At 71.4% G+C, this 18857-nt stretch carries 16 protein-coding genes; 5 read left to right on the top strand and 11 right to left on the bottom strand.

Annotated features, from left to right (window positions below):
• Nucleotide 1 precedes the first annotated feature (1 nt).
• Genes hypD through hypB form a run of 4 tightly spaced genes read left to right on the top strand, consistent with a single transcriptional unit; the run spans nucleotide 2 to nucleotide 3225 of the window.
• A complete protein-coding gene (gene hypD / locus ACWEGE_RS17335) occupies nucleotides 2-1129 on the top strand; it encodes a hydrogenase formation protein HypD (RefSeq protein ID WP_449661455.1) in 1128 nt (375 codons plus the stop codon).
• Nucleotides 1126-2202, top strand: a complete 1077-nt coding sequence (gene hypE, locus ACWEGE_RS17330; RefSeq protein WP_449661454.1) for a hydrogenase expression/formation protein HypE — start codon at nucleotides 1126-1128, stop codon at nucleotides 2200-2202. The genes hypD and hypE overlap by 4 nt, the downstream gene beginning before the upstream one ends.
• On the top strand, nucleotides 2202-2537 hold the full coding sequence (locus ACWEGE_RS17325) for a hydrogenase maturation nickel metallochaperone HypA/HybF (protein WP_449661453.1): 336 nt from the start codon (nucleotides 2202-2204) through the stop codon (nucleotides 2535-2537). Before hypE ends, ACWEGE_RS17325 begins: the two co-directional genes overlap by 1 nt.
• Entirely contained in the window at nucleotides 2530-3225 is a 696-nt protein-coding gene (gene hypB, locus ACWEGE_RS17320) for a hydrogenase nickel incorporation protein HypB (protein WP_449661452.1), read from the top strand. The genes ACWEGE_RS17325 and hypB overlap by 8 nt, the downstream gene beginning before the upstream one ends.
• Here hypB and hypF read toward each other — a convergent pair.
• From hypF to ACWEGE_RS17300, 4 genes are all read right to left on the bottom strand, one after another.
• Nucleotides 3182-5332, bottom strand: a complete 2151-nt coding sequence (gene hypF / locus ACWEGE_RS17315; protein ID WP_449661451.1) for a carbamoyltransferase HypF — start codon at nucleotides 5330-5332, stop codon at nucleotides 3182-3184. The two genes, hypB and hypF, sit on opposite strands and share 44 nt — an antisense overlap.
• 129 nt (nucleotides 5333-5461) lie before the next feature.
• A complete protein-coding gene (locus ACWEGE_RS17310) occupies nucleotides 5462-6055 on the bottom strand; it encodes a DUF5947 family protein (RefSeq protein WP_449661450.1) in 594 nt (197 codons plus the stop codon).
• Nucleotides 6052-6564: a NifU family protein gene (locus ACWEGE_RS17305; RefSeq protein WP_449661449.1), complete on the bottom strand. Its 513-nt coding sequence runs from the start codon at nucleotides 6562-6564 to the stop codon at nucleotides 6052-6054. The genes ACWEGE_RS17310 and ACWEGE_RS17305 overlap by 4 nt, the downstream gene beginning before the upstream one ends.
• A complete protein-coding gene (locus ACWEGE_RS17300; protein WP_449661448.1) occupies nucleotides 6561-7580 on the bottom strand; it encodes an NADH-quinone oxidoreductase subunit B family protein in 1020 nt (339 codons plus the stop codon). Before ACWEGE_RS17300 ends, ACWEGE_RS17305 begins: the two co-directional genes overlap by 4 nt.
• A gap of 212 nt (nucleotides 7581-7792) precedes the next feature.
• Between ACWEGE_RS17300 and ACWEGE_RS17295 the strand changes: the two genes are divergently transcribed.
• Nucleotides 7793-8299 carry a helix-turn-helix domain-containing protein gene (locus tag ACWEGE_RS17295; RefSeq protein ID WP_449661447.1) on the top strand — a complete coding sequence of 169 codons (507 nt, stop codon included), beginning with the start codon at nucleotides 7793-7795 and terminating at the stop codon, nucleotides 8297-8299.
• Between the two features lie 145 nt (nucleotides 8300-8444).
• Here ACWEGE_RS17295 and ACWEGE_RS17290 read toward each other — a convergent pair whose 3' ends face one another.
• From ACWEGE_RS17290 to dpgA, 7 genes are all read right to left on the bottom strand, one after another.
• Nucleotides 8445-9416 carry an anti-sigma factor RsbA family regulatory protein gene (locus tag ACWEGE_RS17290; RefSeq protein WP_449661446.1) on the bottom strand — a complete coding sequence of 324 codons (972 nt, stop codon included), beginning with the start codon at nucleotides 9414-9416 and terminating at the stop codon, nucleotides 8445-8447.
• A gap of 427 nt (nucleotides 9417-9843) precedes the next feature.
• A complete protein-coding gene (locus ACWEGE_RS17285) occupies nucleotides 9844-11556 on the bottom strand; it encodes a 3-hydroxyacyl-CoA dehydrogenase family protein (protein WP_449661445.1) in 1713 nt (570 codons plus the stop codon).
• A 118-nt stretch (nucleotides 11557-11674) separates the two neighbouring features.
• Nucleotides 11675-14440, bottom strand: a complete 2766-nt coding sequence (locus tag ACWEGE_RS17280; RefSeq protein ID WP_449661444.1) for an AAA family ATPase — start codon at nucleotides 14438-14440, stop codon at nucleotides 11675-11677.
• Nucleotides 14441-14780: 340 nt separating this feature from the next.
• Entirely contained in the window at nucleotides 14781-15590 is an 810-nt protein-coding gene (dpgD, locus tag ACWEGE_RS17275; RefSeq protein WP_449661443.1) for an enoyl-CoA-hydratase DpgD, read from the bottom strand.
• Complete coding sequence (gene dpgC, locus ACWEGE_RS17270) at nucleotides 15574-16935, bottom strand: (3,5-dihydroxyphenyl)acetyl-CoA 1,2-dioxygenase DpgC (protein ID WP_449661442.1); 1362 nt, start codon at nucleotides 16933-16935, stop codon at nucleotides 15574-15576. Before dpgC ends, dpgD begins: the two co-directional genes overlap by 17 nt.
• Nucleotides 16932-17645: an enoyl-CoA-hydratase DpgB gene (gene dpgB / locus ACWEGE_RS17265; RefSeq protein WP_449661441.1), complete on the bottom strand. Its 714-nt coding sequence runs from the start codon at nucleotides 17643-17645 to the stop codon at nucleotides 16932-16934. The genes dpgC and dpgB overlap by 4 nt, the downstream gene beginning before the upstream one ends.
• A 14-nt stretch (nucleotides 17646-17659) precedes the next feature.
• A complete protein-coding gene (gene dpgA, locus ACWEGE_RS17260; RefSeq protein ID WP_449661440.1) occupies nucleotides 17660-18775 on the bottom strand; it encodes a 3,5-dihydroxyphenylacetyl-CoA synthase DpgA in 1116 nt (371 codons plus the stop codon).
• Nucleotides 18776-18857 lie beyond the last annotated feature (82 nt).

Raw genomic sequence — 18857 nt, 5'->3', positions numbered from 1 at the left:
CATGCGTTTCGTCGACGAGTTCCGCGACGCGGAGAAGGCACGCGCGCTGTCCGCGAAGATCGCGTCGCTCTGCGAGCCGGGCCGGCACTACAAGTTCATGGAGGTCTGCGGCGGGCACACGCACACGATCTACAAGCACGGCCTCGAGGACTACCTGCCCGAGAGCATCACGCTGGTGCACGGGCCGGGCTGCCCGGTGTGCGTGATCCCGATGGGCCGCGTCGACGACGCCATCCACATCGCGCGGCAGCCCGGGGTGCTCATGACGTCCTTCGGCGACATGATGCGCGTGCCCGGCTCCGGCGGGAACTTCTTCGACTCCAACGCCGAGGGCACCAACATCCGGATGGTGTACTCGCCGCTGGACTCGCTGAAGATCGCGCGGCAGAACCCGGACCTGCGCGTGGTGTTCATGGCCATCGGGTTCGAGACGACCACGCCGTCCACCGCGATGACGCTGCTGCGCGCGGCCGCCGAAGGTATCGAGAACTTTTCGGTGTTCGGCAACCACGTGACGATCATCCCGGCGATCAAGGCCATACTGGACTCCCCCGACCTGCGGCTCGACGGCTTCATCGGGCCGGGGCACGTCTCCACGGTGATCGGCTGCCGGCCGTACGAGTTCATCGCCCGCGACTACGGCAAGCCGGTCGTGGTCGCCGGGTTCGAGCCCTTGGACATCCTGCAGTCGATCTACCTGTTGATGCTGCAGCTGTCCTCGGGACGCTCGGAGGTCGAGAACCAGTACTCGCGGGTCGTGCCGTGGAACGGCAACCTCGTGGCGCTGAAGGTGATCAACGAGGTGATGCAGCTGCGGCCGTACTTCGAGTGGCGCGGCCTCGGGTTCATCACGCACTCGGCGATGGCGATCCGCGAAAAGTACGCCGCGTTCGACGCCGAGCGGATCTTCGAGGTCCCCGGCGTGCGCGTCGCCGACCCGAAGGCGTGCCAGTGCGGCGAGGTGCTCAAGGGCGTGCTGAAACCGTGGGAGTGCAAGGTGTTCGGCACCGCGTGCACACCGGAGACGCCGATCGGGACGTGCATGGTCTCCCCCGAAGGCGCCTGTGCGGCGTACTACAACTTCGGCCGGTTCAGCCGGCAGCGCGTCCGGGAGGCGAGCCGCGCATGACCACCACCGAACGCGAGCAGCAGGTCCTCGACCGCATCGAGCGCGCCCGGCGCCGGCGCGCGAAGGTGCGGGAAGAGCGCATCACGCTGTCCCACGGCGCCGGCGGCAAGGCGACGCACACGCTCATCGAGGCCGTGTTCCTCGACGCGTTCCGCAACCCGCTGCTCGAACCGCTCGAAGACGCGGCGTCGCTGACCGTCGGCGACGCCCGCCTGGCCCTGACGACGGACTCGTACGTGGTCTCGCCGCTGTTCTTCCCCGGCGGGAACATCGGCGACCTGGCGGTCAACGGCACGGTGAACGACCTCGCCGTCTCCGGCGCGCGGCCGCTGTACCTGACCGCCGGGTTCATCCTCGAAGAGGGGTTTCCGGTCGAGGACCTGCTGAAGATCGTCGAATCGATGAAGGACGCGGCGGTCGCCGCGGACGTCCGGATCGTCACCGGGGACACGAAGGTCGTCCAGCGCGGCAAGGCCGACGGCGTCTACCTCAACACCGCCGGGGTCGGCGTGCTCACCCGCACGGGCCTGGGCGTGGCCACTGTGAAGCCCGGAGACGCCGTCCTCGTCTCCGGGCCGATCGGCGACCACGGCGTCACGATCATGCTGGCCCGCGGCGAGCTGGACATCGACGCCGACCTCGAGTCCGACACCGCACCGGTGCACGAGCTGGTGGCCGGGCTGCTGGCCGCGGTGCCCGGCGTGCGCGCGATGCGCGACGCGACCCGCGGCGGGGTCGCGACGATCCTCAACGAGATCGCGAAGGCCGCGGAGGTCGCCGTGGTCGTCGACGAGAACGCCGTCCCGGTCCGCGACGAGGTCCGCGGCGCGTCGGAGCTGCTGGGCATCGACCCGCTGTACGTCGCCTGCGAAGGCCGGATCGTGGTCGTCGTCGACGGCTCGCAGGCGTCCGACGCCCTCGCCGCGTTGCGCGCGCACCCGCTCGGCGCGGACGCCGCCGTGATCGGGCGGATCGCCGACGACCCGCCGGGAATCGTGCTGCTGAACACCGCGTTCGGCGGCACCCGGATCGTGGACCTGCTGGTCGGGGACCCGCTGCCGAGGATCTGCTAGTGCACGAGATGGCGATCACGCAGTCGGTCGTCGACGCGATCGTCGCGCGCCTCGGCGAGGCGACGGTGTCGTGCGTCCGGCTGGAGATCGGACGGCTGTCCGGGGTGGTGCCGGACAGCGTCCGGTTCTGCTTCGACGTCCTGTGCGCGGGCACGTCCCTCGAAGGCGCCCGGCTGGACATCGCCGAGCCGCCGGGCCGGGCCCGCTGCCGCGACTGCGGCGAGGAGTTCGGCCTCGACGACTTCATCGTGCTGTGTCCCTGCGGCAGCGCCAACGCGGCGGTGCTGGCGGGGCGGGAACTGCGGATCGCCTCGGTGGAGGTCAGCCATGTGTGACACCTGCGGCTGTTCGGACTCGGACGTCCGGATCACCGACCACACCCGCACGGTGGTGATGGAGCAGGACATCCTGGCGAAGAACGACGAACTCGCGTCGCACAACCGCGCGCACCTGCGCGAGTCGGGCGTCTTCGCGATCAACCTGATGAGCTCGCCAGGGGCCGGCAAGACGACGCTGCTGGAGCGGACCATCCGGGACCTCGGCGGGCCGTGCGCGGTGGTCGAAGGCGATCAGGAGACGCTGCTGGACGCCGAGCGGATCAAGGCCACGGGCGTACCGGTGGTGCAGATCAACACCGGCGCCGGCTGCCACCTCGACGCGTCGATGCTGCACCGGGCGCTGCATTCGCTGTCGCCCGCGCCCGGCTCGACGCTGTTCGTCGAGAACGTCGGCAACCTGGTCTGCCCGGCGCTGTTCGACCTCGGCGAGGCGGCGAAGGTCGTGGTCCTGTCGGTGACCGAGGGCCCCGGCAAGCCGCTGAAGTACCCGCACATGTTCGCCGCCACCGACCTGGTGCTGCTGAACAAGGTGGACCTGCTGCCCTACGTCGACTTCGACGTCGCCGAGTTCGAGCGGGACGTCCGCCGCGTGAACCCGTCGGCGGCGCTGCTCCAGGTCAGCGCGACGCGCGGCGACGGCCTCACCGGGTGGTACGACTGGCTACGGCGACCTGGCCGAAGCTGATCCCGCCGTCGTTGGTGGGCACGTTCCGGTGGGTGAGCACGCGGAAGCCGTGTTGTTCCAGCAGTTCGACCGTCCGGTCGAGCAGCAGGACGTTCTGGAAGACCCCGCCGGAGAGCGCGACCGTGGTGCTGTGGTCGCGGAAGCGGTCACAGGTCCGCACGATGGCGTCGGCGACGCCGTTGTGGAACCGCGCGGCTCTCGTCGCCCGCGGGCCGTCGTCGTCCAGGAGCGCGGCGATGAGGTCCTCACCGTGGACGACGTCGTCCACGCGGGCCCGGTAGGCGGACCGTTCGGCGGGATCGGCCAGCTGCTCCAGTTCGATGGCGGCCTGGCCTTCGTAGGTGATGCTCTCGCGGACGCCGAGCAGCGCGGCCGCGGCGTCGAAGAGCCGTCCGGCGCTGGAGGTCAGGGGTGAGTTGAGGCCGCTGCGCTTGAGCCGCACGATGTCTTCCCGGGCCGGCCGTCCGAGTTCGTCCAGATAGGACGCGGCCATCCGCCACGGCTGCCGGATGGCCGCCGCACCACCGGGCATGGCGACCGGCCGCAGGTGGCTCAGCCGCTGGTAGCCGGCGAGGTCGGCGAGGAGGAACTCACCACCCCAGATGGTGCCGTCGGGCCCGAAGCCGGTGCCGTCGAAGGCGACGCCGAGGACCGGGCCGTCCTCGCCGTTGTCGGCCAGGCACGCGGCGACGTGGGCGTGGTGGTGCTGGACGCCCAGCAGCTCGACGTCCTGCTCGAGGGCGTACTTCGTGGACAGGTACTCGGGGTGCAGGTCGTGCGCGACGAGCACGGGGTCGATGGCGAAGAGGCGTTTGAAGTGCTCGATCCCCTCGGTGAACGCCTTGAGCGTCTCGTAGTTCTCGAGGTCACCGATGTGGGGCGAGACGAAGGCGTGGCGGCCCTTGGCGAGGCAGAACGTGTTCTTGAGCTCGGCGCCGCAGCCCAGGAGGTGCTGCTTCGTCTCGAGCCGGACCGGCTCGGGTGCGTAGCCGCGTGAGCGCCGTTGCAGCTGTGCCGCTCCCCGGGTGATCCGCACGACGGAGTCGTCGGTCCGGACGTGGATCGCCCGGTCGTGGCGGAGGACGGCGTCGGCGATGCCGTCGAGGCGACCGAGGTCTTCGTCCCGGTACACGATGGGCTCGTCGGAGACGTTCGCGCTGGTCAGCACGATCGGCCCGGTGCGCTCCAGCAGCAGGTGGTGCAGCGGGGTGTAGGGCAGCATGAGCCCGATCCGCCGGTTCCCGGGCGCGACGGCGGCCGCGAGGCCGGCCTTCTTCGGCAGCAGCACGATGGGCCGCCGCCGCCCGGTGAGCGCACGCTCGGCGGCACCGTCCACTTCGGCCAGTTCCCGCGCCTGGGCCAGATCGGCGACCATGACGGCGAACGGCTTGTCCTCGCGGTGCTTGCGCTGCCGCAGCCGCCGCGCGCCTTCCTCGTGCCGGGCGCCGACGGCGAGGTGGTAGCCACCCAGCCCTTTCACGGCCACGACAGCGCCGTCACGCAGCGCTTCGGCGGCGGCCGGGACCGGCTCCCCGCCGCCGGGCTCGAACCGCAGCGCGGGCCCGCAGGCCGGACAGCAGACGGGCTGGGCGTGGAACCGCCGGTCGGCCGGGTCTTCGTACTCCTGCTTGCACTCGGCGCACATCGCGAAGGCGGCCATGGTGGTGCGTGGCCGGTCGTAGGGCACACCCCGGACGATGGTGAACCGCGGGCCGCAGTTCGTGCAGTTCACGAACGGGTACCGGAACCGCCGGTCCCCGGGATCGGCGAGCTCGCGAAGGCAGTCGTCGCAGGTGGCGCAATCGGCGGAGATCAGCGTGTCGGCACCGCCGCCCCGAGGGCTCCCGACGATCCGGAACCCGGCGCCCCCCACGGCAGGGACCTCCCGCACCCGAACATCGTCGACCACGGCCAGCGGCGGGGCTTCGGCCTCGAGCGCACGGACAAACCGCTCGACCTCCGGCGGCGCCCCTTCGACCTCGGCGAAGACCCCGTGCACATCGTTCCCGACGAACCCGCTGAGCCCGAGCCGCCCCGCCACCTGGTGGACGAAGGGCCGAAACCCCACGCCCTGAACCACCCCGACAACCCGGACCGCCACCCGCACGCGCCAAGTCTGCGCCGGACTCACCCCCTCCGCCAGACCACGCGAGCCCGGCAATCCCGTAAGCCGCGGCAAGGCCCGGCAGGCCGGCCGTAGTCACAATCGGGCATCGCGGTTACGGAGACACAACACCTACCCCAACGGCCGCACCCGCCGCTCGATCTCCAGAAAGACCTCCCCCACCCGCTCCCGCATCTCGGCACCCCCGTCACACCCGGCCCAGTACCGCCGAACCACCCCAGCCAGCCGGTAGCAAACATCAACCGGCACCAGAAAACAGTCCGTACCCCCCGCACCCCCGCGGAACACGATCGCCTCGACATCCGCCTCGGCCATCCCCAGCAGCGGCCGAGCAGCGGCCAGCTCCGCCCAGAGCCCGGCCGGAAGAGGCAGCTCGACCGCACCGGCCGGCCCAGGCTGAAACGCCGTGACCTGAGTACCGCGGTTCACGAAGAACGCGAACCGCGCCGGAATCCCGAGCCCGCACCAGTCGAGACACCCGATCGGCCGCCGGGGATCCCACAGGTAGCGCTCCGGAACCGCCCGGTACCGCGGTCCCCCGGCCGTGCACAGCAGGAAGCACGCCCGGCACGAGCACAGCAGGCCGCGGCGGCCGGTGTCGACGACGTGGCAGTGCCGGGCGGCCACCGGCGTCCCGCAGAACTCGCACCGCTCCTGCCGCGCCGAGCGCCGATCCCGGGCGAACGCGGGCCGAGCCACGCTCACGACGCTCTCCCTTCCGGTGCGGCGGGTGGTCCCATGCCGATCTGGTACAGCACCGGGGCGGCGACGATCTCGACGCCGGTGATCTCCGGAACGGCGGCCCGGACCGCGGCCTCGATCGTCGCCCGGGCGGTGCGCACCTCGGACGAGCAGCCGCGGGCGGCGCCGAGGCTGAGCCGGACCACGCCGTCGCCCTCGCCCAGGTACCCGACCGCGCCGACCTGCGGGCGGATCCGGTCCAGGGCCAGCCGCACCCGCGCCGGTACGTCGAGGGGGTGCAGGTCGTGGAGCGCCAGCAGGCCCGCGACGACGTCGTCGGCGGCGATCGCCCCGACGACGTCGTCGCGGGCGTGCTCGCGCAGCGTGCCGACGATCCGGGTCAGGCCTTCGCCGTACAGGTCCGTCAGCTGCCGGACGATCTCTTCGGCGGGCCGCCGGTGCGGGCCGTCGAGCAGGGCACCCAGAAGTGTCTCGAGGCGTTCGCCGGGGCTCGGCACGCCGGGCACGCTCACCGGTCCGCCGCCGTCCGGATCTCCCGCAGGATGCGGATCGCGGAGCCGGACACGCTGCTCGTGGCCGTCGGGCTGCCGGCACCGGCCGGGTCCTCCATGAACGGCATGAACTTGTCCGGGAAGCCCGGCATCGTGCAGCCGATGCAGATGCCCCCGACGTTCGGGCACCCGCCGACGCCGTTGATCCAGCCCCGCTTGGGCACGTTGCACTTGACCACCTGGCCCCAGCACCCCAGCTTGACCAGGCACTTGGGCGAGCCGTGCTGATCGGCGAACTCGTCCTGCTCGTAGTAGCCGGCCCGGTCGCACCCTTCGTGCACGGTGTTGGAGAACAGCCACTTCGGGCGCAGCGCCTCGTCGACGTCGATCTCCGGTGCGCTCCCGGCCACCTGGAACAGCAGGTGCAGGATGGTCTCCGAGAGGTTGTCCGGCTGGACCGGGCACCCCGGCACGCACACGACGGGCAGCCCGGCCCACGACCGCCAGTCCCGGCCGAGGTACTCGGGCACGCCCATGGCGCCGGTCGGGTTGCCCGCCATGGCGTGCACGCCGCCGTAGCTCGCGCAGGTGCCGACGGCCAGGATCGCCATCGCCTTCGGGGCCAGCCGGTCGAGCCACTCGCTCGCCGTCACGGGCTGCCCGGTCGCGGGGTCGGTGCCGAACCCGGACCAGTAGCCTTCGGCCTTGTTCGTCTCGTCGGCGATCGACCCCTCGACGATCAGGATGAACGGGTCGAGCTCGCCGCGGTCCGCCCGGTGCCACCATTCGATGAAGCTGCCGGAACCGCCGTCGGGGCCGCTGTGGAAATCGAGGAACGGCCAGTGCATGGCGACCTCGGGCAGCCCGGGGAGACCGCCGAGAACGATCTCTTCGATACTGGGCTGAGTGGCCGCGGTCAGCGCGACCGATTCGCCGTCACAGCTCAACCCGCCATTCATCCAGAGAATGTGGACGGCCGGTGGATTGTTCTCGGAGTCCTCCGCCGCGCCGTTGCCGGTCTGCGGGACCCTGACCATCGATGGCACCTTCCCCGCGGCCGCGGGCCGCGCGCGGGACTTCCCGGATGACCGGCCAACCGTAGACCCGTCCGGCAGCAGCGGCAAGACCGGCCGGCCGCCGTCCCGGACACAACTGCTCCCGGACGGCGGACAATACCGGGTGCGTTCGGAGGGCAGCCGGGAATCGCGCGGACGACTACACTGGACGCCCGGCGGAAGGGACATTGATCGTGGTGGAATCGGCGGGCCGCTCACTCGGCGAATCGATCGAGGTCGTGCCGGTCGAAATCAGCACGAAGATCTTTCCGGCGCGCCCGTCCGCCGTTCCGGGAATCCGGGAATTCGTCCAGGAGTGCCTCGCCGGCGCGCCGCTCGCCGAGGCCGAGGAACGCGAGGTGGGCAACACGATCCTCCGGGCCCTGCTGAGCGCGGCCGGACCGTCCGGCGTGCTCGAGGTCTCCTGCCGGAAGTACCCCCAGCGCGTCGAGTTCGACGTGCTGCCCTCCCGCGGCGAGGAGCCGGCCCCGGTGCTCCGGCAGCCGGACGCGCCCGCCGCCAGCTTCGCCGAGTGGCTGGCCGAGGCGCTGCGCAGCCGCGGGATCACCAAGGAGACCGCGGCCGGGGAGCTGGGTGTCTCCCCGAAGACGGTGAACCGCTGGCTGGGCGGGCAGACCGAGCCCCGGCTGCGCGACCTGCGCCGCATCGAGGACCGCTTCGGAGACGTGCGGTTGCACTGACGGACAGATGTGTCCCGGGGTCTCGAGGCTCGGGCGGCCCGCCACCCCGAAGCCCGCCGGTCATGCCCGTGTGACACCTCGAACTTCGCCGGTCGGGGCCGGCCTGGCCGCGCTCCCGGCCGACCCCGAGTCCGTACCCGCTCCCCTAGCTGCGGGCGGGGCGCTCCCGCATGGCCAGCTCGATGGTGCAGCCGGCCGCGTCGGAGCTGACGTCGAGCCATTCACAGATCTGGTCGGTCATCCACAGGGTGGTGCCGGGGCGGGCCGCCGCCCGGGGTCCGTAGAACGCCGGGCCGTCGACGGGGCGTTCGCTGTGCAGCGTGCACACCAGCCGGCCCGCCGCCGGCCGCACCCACACGGCCGCCCGGTCGATGCCGTGCTCGAGCAGGTAGGCCATCGCCTCGCCGACGGCGATGCCGAACAGCGTCGCGGTGTCCTCCGACGACAGCAGGGCGCCGGCCCGCTCCAGCACGTGACGCCGCACGGCGACCAGGTCGCCCTCGAAGCGGAAGAGGTCCTCGGTGGTGCGCGACGGTGCGGCCGCCGCGGGTCCGTCCGCCTCCGCCGGGGCGCTGAACTGCGTGGACGACCGGATTTCGCCGCCGACGACGTACTCGGGATGCGTGCGGCGGGCCACCTCGACGACCGCGGGACCGGCGGTCCTGGTGTCGTAGGGGCAGATCATCCAGATCCGGGTCCCGGCCAGCGCCACGTTGAACTCCGCCTCGGCCCGCTGCCAGGCGGCTTCGTCGCGGGAGCCACCGGCCCGGGCGGGTTCGGCGAGGACGCGGACCGCGCCGGTCGGCGCGGTGGACCGGTGGCGGTCCCAGTAGCGGTGCAGCGCGTCGGCCAGCTGCGCCGGCCGCCTGCCGAAGTAGTCCGACTCCGCGAAGGCGATCCGGTCGGCCTCCGCGCCCATCACCGCGTGCAGCAGTTCGAGGTTGGCCGCCGTGGTGGTGACCAGCACCGGCTCACCCCGGCGCAACCCGCCCTGCACGAACGGAACGGCCATCGCGAGGAACTCGGCATCGCGGCCGTAGAGGCAGCCCTGGTGCCGGAAACCTGACCCTACCGCTGTTTCCGGTGCCGCGGCAGCTGCCGGGGTGTTGATGCACACCGAGCCTCCTGAGGATTTCTTCGCCGATTGTCCATTCGATCGCGTTCCCCCGGGCAACGCATGCAGACCGCTGGGAGCGTACCCGCAAAATCGCACTCCAGCCATCACACGACGAACCTATTACACCCATTCGGAGCATTTGCCGCGCGGCCGACACAAACGTCGTCCCCGCACCTCGCGGCACCCTGGTTCCCGACCTGCCGAAACCCCTGATGCGCAGAGGATCTTCGGTCAGATGTGTCCCGTCGGCCGGCCCGCGCGACAGTACTGTCCGCGGCTCGACGGGAGTGGCCGGGAACGATCTCACGCCCGCCTGTTCGAGAGCAATTCGCCTTCATTTCGGACAGGAAATAAGAATTGCCCCGAAGTCGCGTGGCGCTGCTTTTTCCGTCACCCGCAGCGGCAACGTCCCCCGCGTGCCCGGCGGTCAGACCCCGAGGACGTCGTGGAACGGCGACAGGTCGTGGTTGTAGAAGCCGGCCCCGACCTTGCGGCCCAGGCGTTCGCCGTCGACCAATGCCGTCAGCACGGCGCTGCACTTGATGTCGGGGTCGTCGTGGACCTCGTGCAGCCGCTTCTGGATCGCTTCGCAGACGTCCAGGCCGATCGCGTCCATCAGCGCGAACGGCCCCAGCGGGTGGCCGAGCCCGTTCGCCACCGCCCGGTCGAGTTCTTCGACCGTCGCCGCACCCGCCTCGGCCAAGGCGACCGCGTCGTTGAGGTACGGGAAAAGCAGGTAGTTCACGATGAACCCGGCCCGGTCCGTGCAGTTCACCGGCGTCTTGCCGAGCGAACGGGCCAACGTGTGCGCCGTGGCCAGTACGTCGTCGCCGGTGAACCGCGTCCGGCTGATCTCGACCAGGCCCATCGACGGCGCCGGGTGGAAGAAGTGCATTCCGACCACCTCGCCGCGCCGGGCGGCGGCCTCGGCGCAGCCGGCGACCGACAGGCTCGACGTGGTCGTGGTCAGGACCGCGCCCGGGCGGCACACCCGGCCCAGTTCGGCGAAAACCTCGGCTTTGACGGCCTCGACCTCGGTGACCGCCTCCATCACGACGTCGCGGTCACCGAGCTCGCCGTAGCCGGACGACGGGTGGATGCGGGCCAGTGCCTGACGCCGGGCTTCCGGACGGATCTGACCGCGCCGCACCGCCCGGACCATGGCCGCGTCGATCGCCTCGATGGCCGCCTCGGCCTTCTCCCGGGTGCGGGCCGAGAGCACCGTGTCGAAGCCGCCGAGCGCGGTGACCTGGGCGATTCCCCGGCCCATGGTGCCCGACCCGACGATGCCGATCCGGCTGACCGGACGCGGGGCCGCGGTCCCGGCCGGGTCCGCGGGCCGCGAAGCCACGTCGGCCGTTTCGTAGTCGTAGACGCCCATGCCGGCCTTGCACCCGAAGCGCTTGCGCCCGACCAGGTCGCTCAACAGCGGTGCGGGCGCGTGTGCCGCCCGTCCCGTGCGTTCGTGCAACCCGGCCAGTTCACGCCGGACCAGGTCGAGGCCCAGGCGGTCGAGCAGCGCCAGCGGACCCGACGGCAGACCGCACCCCAGTTTCATCGCCGTGTCGATGTCCTCGCGGGTCGCGTAGCCGGACTCGTAGAGGGAGACCGCCCGGTTGAGGTAGCCGAGGAGCAGTTCCCACGCGAGCGGCCGGGCCGGCCCGAAGTCCTTCGCCGTCAAGGGAAGCCGGCGCACCAAGGCATCGAGGGCCTTGACGGCGCCGGGGTCCGACATCGCCGTCGGCGCCACCTCGCAGGCTCCCCCGGGCGCCGGCGGGACCACGAACCGCCAGCCGACCACCGCCGACGGACGGCCGGACTCGGCCGCGAGCGCCATCAGCGACAGCGAAGCGGTCGTCGAAACCAGCACGGTGTCCGGACGGCAGACCTCGGCGATCGTCCGCAGCACGGCCGTCTTGGTCTCCCGGTGTTCGGGGACCGCCTCGACCACGAGGCTCGCCGGGGACAGCACGGACATGCCTGCGTGCGCGGCGATCGAGCGGGCGCGGGCCCGCTCGACCGCGGCCGGATCGGTGTCCACGGCGACCACCGGAACACCGGCCTCGACGAGCAGCTCGGCGAGGGGCAGCCCCACCGACCCGAGACCCACGACACCGACGGTGTTCCCTTGTTCGGCCACAGCGCCTTCCTCCGGTTCGGATCACCCTCACCCCAGACAACACCGGCCGCCGCCGGCGAGCAACCCACGGCGCAGCAAGACGGCGGAGGGCCGCTCCGCGCGGGAGCGGCCCTCCGCGTCACGCCACCGACGACTGCAGTTCCGCGGGGAGATCCGTGCGGCGACGCACGTTGAGCTTCCGGTACGCGTGCGTCAGGTGCTGCTCGACGGTGCTCACCGTCAGGCACAGCTTCCGGGCGATGTCCTCGTTCGTCATCCCCCCGACGGCGAGCGCGGCGACCCGGCGTTCGGCCTTGCTCAGCAGATCGACGGAATTCGAGGCGCGGCTCAGCAGCGTCGCGGCCCGCGGCCTGGCGTTCAGGGTGTGCCGCGTCCGTCGTGGCATCTCGGCGTGGCAGCGCTTCGCCAGGTACTTCGCCTGGTGCTCGACGACGTGCGCGCGGTCGGGTTCGCCGAGCATGCGGTGGGCGTCGCCGAGATCCACCAGGGTGTGGGCGAGTTCGAGCTGGGCACCGCACCGCTTCAGGATGTCCGCGGCCTCGGCCAGGAGCTTGGGCCGCTGGTCCGGCTCGGACAGCACCGCGAGCAGCCGCAGCGCGATCCCCCGCACCCGGACCGATCCGCCGGTGCGCAGCATGGCCAGCTGCTCTTCGACCAGCGTCCGCGCGTCACACAGCTTTCCCTGCCGGATGTACAGCTGTGCGAGGTCGATCCGCCACGACACCAGACCGGGCAGGTCGACCTGCCACTTCTCCATCAGCTCGCCGCACGCCTGGAAGTCGGACAGGGCACCCTGCACGATCCCGGTGGAGAGGTAGTACGTGCCGCGGGCCTGCCAGTAGTACAGCCCGAAGCCGGTCTGGAACATCTCCTGCGGCACCGGGAGGTCCAGCGTGGCCTCGGCCTTGGCGTTGGCGCCCATGGCGGTGTAGGCGAGCACGAGCGTGGCGAGCGGACCGCCCACCCGCGTTCCCCAGTCGTGCTGGTCGAGGTAGGTCAGCGCCGCGTTCGCGCGCTTCACCGCGGCGGGCAGGTCACCCTGCCGCATCGCGATGACCGCGTGGATGTTGGACAGTTCCGCCTGCCAGGTCGTCGCTCCCCTGGCGGCCGCTTCCTGCAACAGGCTGCCGCACCGGCGATCCGCGATCTGCAGGCCGTCCACGTGCAGCAACGCCACGAGCGCCGTGATGAGCAGCTCCAGCGTCGTGTCGGTCAACCGGCACGTCTGCAGGATGTGCTCGGCACCGGTGACGATCTCGTCGCAGTTGCCGTTGGTGAACACGAGGTTGAGCAGTTCGCCCGCCTGCAGCTGGGGCGCGGTCGCGACGGCGGCCGGGGTGATCGCGGCCGTGAGCGCCTCCTTCGCGGCCGGCACCCGCTCGAGCAGCGCCGGGTACGAGTACCGCAGCCACAGCTGGAAGACGACCAGCTCGGCCCGGCTGCACTCGTTGGCCCGCACGGAGTCCGACAGCTGCTCCAAGGCGGTCTGCGCGTCGTCGATCCGGCCGTGCCAGAGCAGGTACCGGATGATCGTCATCAGATCGGCGGGCGCGAACCGGCCCCCGCGCAGCAGGTCCATCACCTTCGGCACGTGCCTGGACGCGTTGGCGGGATTGGTCCGCCACTCGATCGACACCATCATCGTGGTGACGGCCGCCTGCTCGTGTTCGTCACCGCTGAGCCGCCGGGCCAGTTCCAGGCACTGGACGGCGAGCTCGGGGCTGTCGTGCCGTTGCTCGCCGGCCGCCTCCTTGAGCGCCGCCACGCCCCAGGGTTCCGCCGCGGCCCCCGCGGCCAGCAGGTACCTGCTGACGATCGACGACCGGACGCCTTCGTCGTGCAGGAGTTTCGCGGCGCGCCGGTGTTCGTGGGCGCGTTCGGTCGACGTCCACGTGCCCAGGACCGCCCCGCAGATCGCCGGGTGGCGGAACGTGCCCGCTTCGAGCAGGCCGTCTTGCTCCAGCGCGGAAACGGCCAGCGTCACCGATTCCACGTCGAGGCCGAGCAGCACGCCGATCCGCTCGGGTGTCGCGAGTTCGCCGAGCACCGCCATCGCCCGGACCACGCCGAAGCTCTCGTCGTCACAGCGGTGCAGGCAGGCCCGCGCGGCCTCTTCGAACGCCCGCCCCACGCCCAGCTCCACGGTGCCGCCCTGGGCGGCACCTTTGACGTCCTCCACCATCGCGTTCACCAGCCGGAGATTCCCGCCGGTGGCGCGGTGGACGCGGGCCGCACCGCGAGCGGCACCCGGCCCCAGCCGGGTGGTGAGCACGTCGGCGACCCCCCGGACGGTCAACGGGGCGATCCGGACGCGGTGGACGTACGGCAGGCCGCTGAGCCCGGCCAGGAACTGCTGGGACTCGTGGGACGAGCAGTGCGACATGCTGAACACCATGAACGTCTGCGTCCAGCGCAGCCGGCGAGCCATGAACAGCAGGCACTGCAACGTCGACGGGTCCGCGTGCTGGACGTCGTCGACGACGAAGTGGACGGGGCGGTCGCGGGCCAGCGCCAGCAGCGCGGCGCCCAGGGTGTACACCCGGCCCGGGGACCGCGGTCCTCTCGGGCCGTTCGGGCCGTCCGGCGAGCCGAACGATTCGGTGGTCAGGGCCGCGGCCTCCGCCTTCAGCTCGGGCAGCGCCTGAGCGTGGCTGAGCAGCTGTTCCACCACGCCGAACGGCAGGTGCCGTTCCTCGCGGGACGCCGAAGCGGTGAGGACGAGCTCACCGGATTTGACAAGTTCGTCGTGGAATGAATGCAGTAATGTGGTTTTTCCGGTGGCCATTGACCCCTGGACGAGTGCGACACCACCGGCCTCTCTGCTATTATGGATAAATATCTCGTTAAGTCTGCGTAAAACGTGCTTCCCGGTAAATTCGCTCATGAACCCCCCAATTGTCAACTACCGACAAGATCCACGGAGTACAGCCCCCAGCCGAGCGTGTGCAAGAGTAACGCATCTCGCGTAGTCCCAGCAAGGGCGCCTCTGACCCGGCCAAACCGGACTACCCGGATGTGTCCACTATGCACCGAACATCCGATTTGCCAGTTTGCTGCCGCGGTCCGCGGAGCCGACATTTGGAGACATCCCACCGGCCATCGTTTTTCGCGAAAACGAGATTCGGTGTGACTGGATGACGTTCAGGCGGCGGACTTGACATTTTTCTTCGATCGTCGACGCGGTTTCTCACGCGCGGGGGCGGGATCGAGGTTTTGGCGTGCGCTCAGCGCCCCAGCCAACGCGGCGGCCGCTTCGCCACGAACGCGCGCGGCCCCTCCCGGGAATCGTCGCTGTGCATCCGCCGCTCCTCCCAGAAGTACCGGGCGGCGAACGCGTCTTCGATCGACAGGTGCGCGGAGGACATCGCGGCCTCCTTGATCGCGCGCAGGGCCAGCGGCGCGCACCGCAGCACGTCCCGCACCCAGCCGTCGACGCAGTCGTCGAGGTCCGCCGCGGGCACGACCTCGTTGACCAGCCCCAGTTCCAGCGCCCGGCGCGCGGACATCCGCCGCCCGGTCAGCAGGTACCCCATCGCCGTCTTCACCGGCAGCTGCCGGACCAGCCGGAACACCCCGCCCGCACCGGCGATCAGGCCGAGCCGCGCCTCCGGCAGTGCGAAGGTCGCGTGCTCGGCGGCCACGATGATGTCGCACGCCATCGCCAGTTCGAAACCGCCGCCGATGGCGTAGCCGTTCACCCGCGCGATCAGCGGTTTGCTCATCGTGAACCGGTCGGTGAGCCGCGGCCACCCCGGCTTGCCGCGGCTGCCGAAGCTGGACCGGTCCGTGCCCGCCTCGACCCGGCCGGCCAGCTCGGTCAGGTCCTGCCCCACCGAGAACGCCCGGTCGCCCGCCCCGGTCAGCACCCCGGCCACGATCTCGTCGTCGGCCTCGATGTCGTCCCAGATCCCGGCGAGTTCCACGTGCATGCGCGAGTCCATGGCGTTGAGCACGGCGGGCCGGTCGAGCGTCACGTACGCGACCGGCCCCCGCTTGTCGTACCGGACCCGCGGCTGGTCAGCCGGCTGTGCCATGCCTCGCCAGCCGGTCGGCGACCCGGCGGCCCACCTTTTCGAGCACGTCCGCGCTGTACGCCCGGCGCACCTGGGCCACCGCGAATTCGGCCATGTATTCGCGGAATTCGTCGCGCGGGTCGCCGACCAGGTTGATCATGCGCCGGTTGGCGGTGACCGCGGGACTGTCCAGCCGGCTCACGGCCGCTTCGACCGCGGCCCCGACCTCCTGCGGGTCGACGACGTCGTCGACCAGCAGCCCGGCCTCCGGCTCCCCCGCCCACAGCGTGCGGCCGCCCAGGATCATCTGGCGGGCCAGCCGGCCACCGACCACCCGGGGGAGCCGGAAGTTGGCCGCGCCCGGCACGATGCCCTCCTGCGCGGCGGGCAGGCTGAAGTAGACGTCGGCACCCGCGATCACGTGGTCGACCGCCAGCAGGAGCTGCATCCCCCCGCCGATGGCGAACGAGTCGACCGCGGCGATCCACGGCTTGTCGAGCGTGCGGTGCGGCCAGGCGTCCGCGGCGGAATCGACCAGCACGCCGTGCACGAGCTTGCTGATGTAGCCGACTTCGCGGCGCAGCAGGAAGTCCACGAACGAGATCCGGCCCTGGTGCAGGTCGGTCAGGTTGATGCCGGCGCTGAACACGCGGCGGCCGAGGTACCGCGGGTGGGTCATCGGACCGCCGCGCAGCACGCCGACCCGCACCTGGTCGTCCAGCAGCGCCAGGTCGACGGCGACCTCCATGTCCCCGATCAACGCGTCGTCCTCGGCGTTGAGGCACCGGACGTTGCGCGTGGTGACGTGCGCCGCGGCGCCGCGCCGCTCGATCCGCACCGCCCCCAGGTCCAGCCGGCCGGTGGCGGCGAACTCCGGCAGCAGCTCCCGCGCCCGTGCGGTCGGCAGCGCCATCGCGTCGAGCAGGTGGTCGCCGACGTCCGGCACCCGCAGCAGGCCGCGGAAGAACAGCCCTTGGTCGATCTCGCGGCCTTCCTTGTCCGCCTGGACGACCTGCCGTTCGCCGTCGATCTGCCGCCGGGTCGGGACCAGCCCGGGCACGGCCTCGGCCGCCGCGAAGGCCAGTTCCGCGAGCCGCACGTGGTTCGCCCGGCCGCCGGTCAGCTCGTCGTAGAGGCCGGCGGCGTGGCGGTGCAGGAACCGAGCCCGCCACCGGCGGCAGGACTCGTGCACCCGCTCGGCCGTGCGCCGCTCGGCCGGCCCGCGGTCGGGCTTGGGCCGCAACTCCGCCAGCAGGTCCTCCCCCGCCGAGGTGTGCCGGGTCAGCGCCGCCCGGTCGTGGTCGAACGTGCCGTGCGGCAGCTCCGCGTCCGCCCAGCTGTCCAGGGTCGACGTGCTCGTGGTCATGGCGTCACCGACGCCGTTCCCGCGGCCGCGCGGCGCAGCGTCCGGTCGCACGCGGCGAGGTGCGTGCCGAGCGCGTCCTCGAAGGTGGTCGTCGTGGCCTCCAGCAGCAGCCGGCGCCGGATGCCGAGTTCGGCGCCGGTCACCCGGCCGACCAGCGCGGTGGTCGCGGACACGCCCTCGACGACGTCGTCGACGAGTTCGTCGACCAGCCCGAGCTGCATCGCCTGGGCGGCGGACAGCTCGGACGCGAACAGCACCAGCCGGCGCGCCTGGGCCACCCCGACCTGGTTGGCCAGCCGGTGCAGGGCCATGCCGGGCCAGAACTCGCCCGAGGTCAGCGGCAGGCTCAGCCGGGTGTCGCGGGTGCCGATCCGGTAGTCCGTGGCGAGCAGGATCTCGAGCGCGGGACCGTGGCAGCTGCCCTCGATCACCGCGATCGTCACCGCGCCGAGGCGTTCCACCCGGCGCAGCACCCGCTCCCAGCGGTTCACGGCGTGGATGCCGACGTCCTGGCCCGGCCAGGCGCTGACCGCGTCGTCCCGCCCGATCAGGTGCAGCACCGCGATGGCGTCGTCACCCGCCGCCTCGACGCGGTCGCACAGCTCGTCGAGCGTGGCGATCAGCGCCGGCGACAGGGTTTCCGCCGTGTCGATCCGGTAGTAGACGTCCGCGCCGTCGCTCAGCCCGGACATGGCCTGTTTCGAAGACAACCCTCCACCGCCTTCTAGAACCGCACCAAGGCGGTCTCGATCGTCGAACCGGGTCCCATCGTGATGAGCACCCCGTAGTCCCCCGGGTGCACCACCTTCTCCGCCAGCAGCCGGTCGAGGGAGAACAGGAACGAGCCGCTGGAGAGGTTTCCGTAGTCGCGCAGCACACCCAGGGTGTGCCGGACGTCGTGCCTGGTCAGCCCGAGGTTGACCATCATCGAGTCGATGACCTTCTTGCCGCCGGAGTGGATCACCCAGTGCGCGATCTGGCTGCGCCGCAGGCCGGCCGCGGCCAGCAGGGGGTCCACCACGACCTCGGCGTGCGCGCCCACGACGTAGGGCACGTCCCGGTCGAGGAAGAAGCTGAACTTGCCGACCGTCTCGTCCCAGTCGTACCGCATCGCCTCCATCGCGTCCGGGATGATGCAGCTGGCGAACCGCAGGATGGCCGGCCCCGCCGGCGCCACCGCGGGCCCCGCGTCCCCCGCCCGCACCCCGACGGCCACCGAGCCGTCGCCGAACAGGCTGTTGACCACGGACGTGCGCATCGTGCCGTCGAACACGTACGCCGCCGAACAGACCTCGACGCACACCATCACGGCGAGTTCGCCCGGGTGGGCGGCGGCGCGTCCGGCGACCGCGGACAACCCGTTCAAGCCCGCGTTGCACCCCATGCCCACCACGTCCAGCCGGCCGCAGTCGTGGCGCAGGCCCAGCTCGCGGATGAGCAGCGCGCTGAACCCGGGCGTCAGCCAGCCGGTCGACGAGACGCAGCAGAGGTACCGCACGTCGGAGAGGTCCGCGCCGGTGGTCTTCAGGAACTCCTGGACCGCCCGCGCCCCCAGCTCCATGCCGTGGGTGCGGTGCTTGGCCAGCAGCTCGCCCTGCGTCTCGTGGCGCCGGGTGCCGTCCGGGTTCTCCGGCGGCAGCACCAGGAAACGACGGTCGATGGCGCTGTTGACGAACAGCGACCTGATTCGCGGGTCGGTGACCCCGAAAATGTCCAGCAATTCCTGCTGGGAATAGGACGTCGCCGGCGTCGCGGTGCCGATACCGGTTATTCGCACGCCGGCACCGGCGAGCGCGCCGACCGGCGAAACAGCGCCGTCATCTGTTTTTGTCTGAGCCACGCGCGCTCCACGGGAATCGATCGAACTATCCACCGATGAACCTACCCGGCCGAATTCGCACCCGCCACCCTGGTGTGCGCCC

The organism is Amycolatopsis sp. NPDC004747 (genome assembly GCF_053601335.1).
Note: the sequence above shows the minus strand (reverse complement) of the source record. Positions and strands in the feature narration are given on the sequence as shown.

What these genes read in the sequence shown, in the direction of transcription:
- hypD (WP_449661455.1), top strand. Translation starts at nt 2, where the DNA reads ATGCGTTTCGTCGACGAGTTCCGCGACGCGGAGAAGGCACGCGCGCTG.
- hypE (WP_449661454.1), top strand. Translation starts at nt 1,126, where the DNA reads ATGACCACCACCGAACGCGAGCAGCAGGTCCTCGACCGCATCGAGCGC.
- hypB (WP_449661452.1), top strand. Translation starts at nt 2,530, where the DNA reads ATGTGTGACACCTGCGGCTGTTCGGACTCGGACGTCCGGATCACCGAC.
- ACWEGE_RS17300 (WP_449661448.1), bottom strand. Translation starts at nt 7,580, where the DNA reads ATGGTCAGGGTCCCGCAGACCGGCAACGGCGCGGCGGAGGACTCCGAG.
- ACWEGE_RS17280 (WP_449661444.1), bottom strand. Translation starts at nt 14,440, where the DNA reads ATGAGCGAATTTACCGGGAAGCACGTTTTACGCAGACTTAACGAGATA.
- dpgD (WP_449661443.1), bottom strand. Translation starts at nt 15,590, where the DNA reads ATGGCACAGCCGGCTGACCAGCCGCGGGTCCGGTACGACAAGCGGGGG.
- dpgC (WP_449661442.1), bottom strand. Translation starts at nt 16,935, where the DNA reads ATGACCACGAGCACGTCGACCCTGGACAGCTGGGCGGACGCGGAGCTG.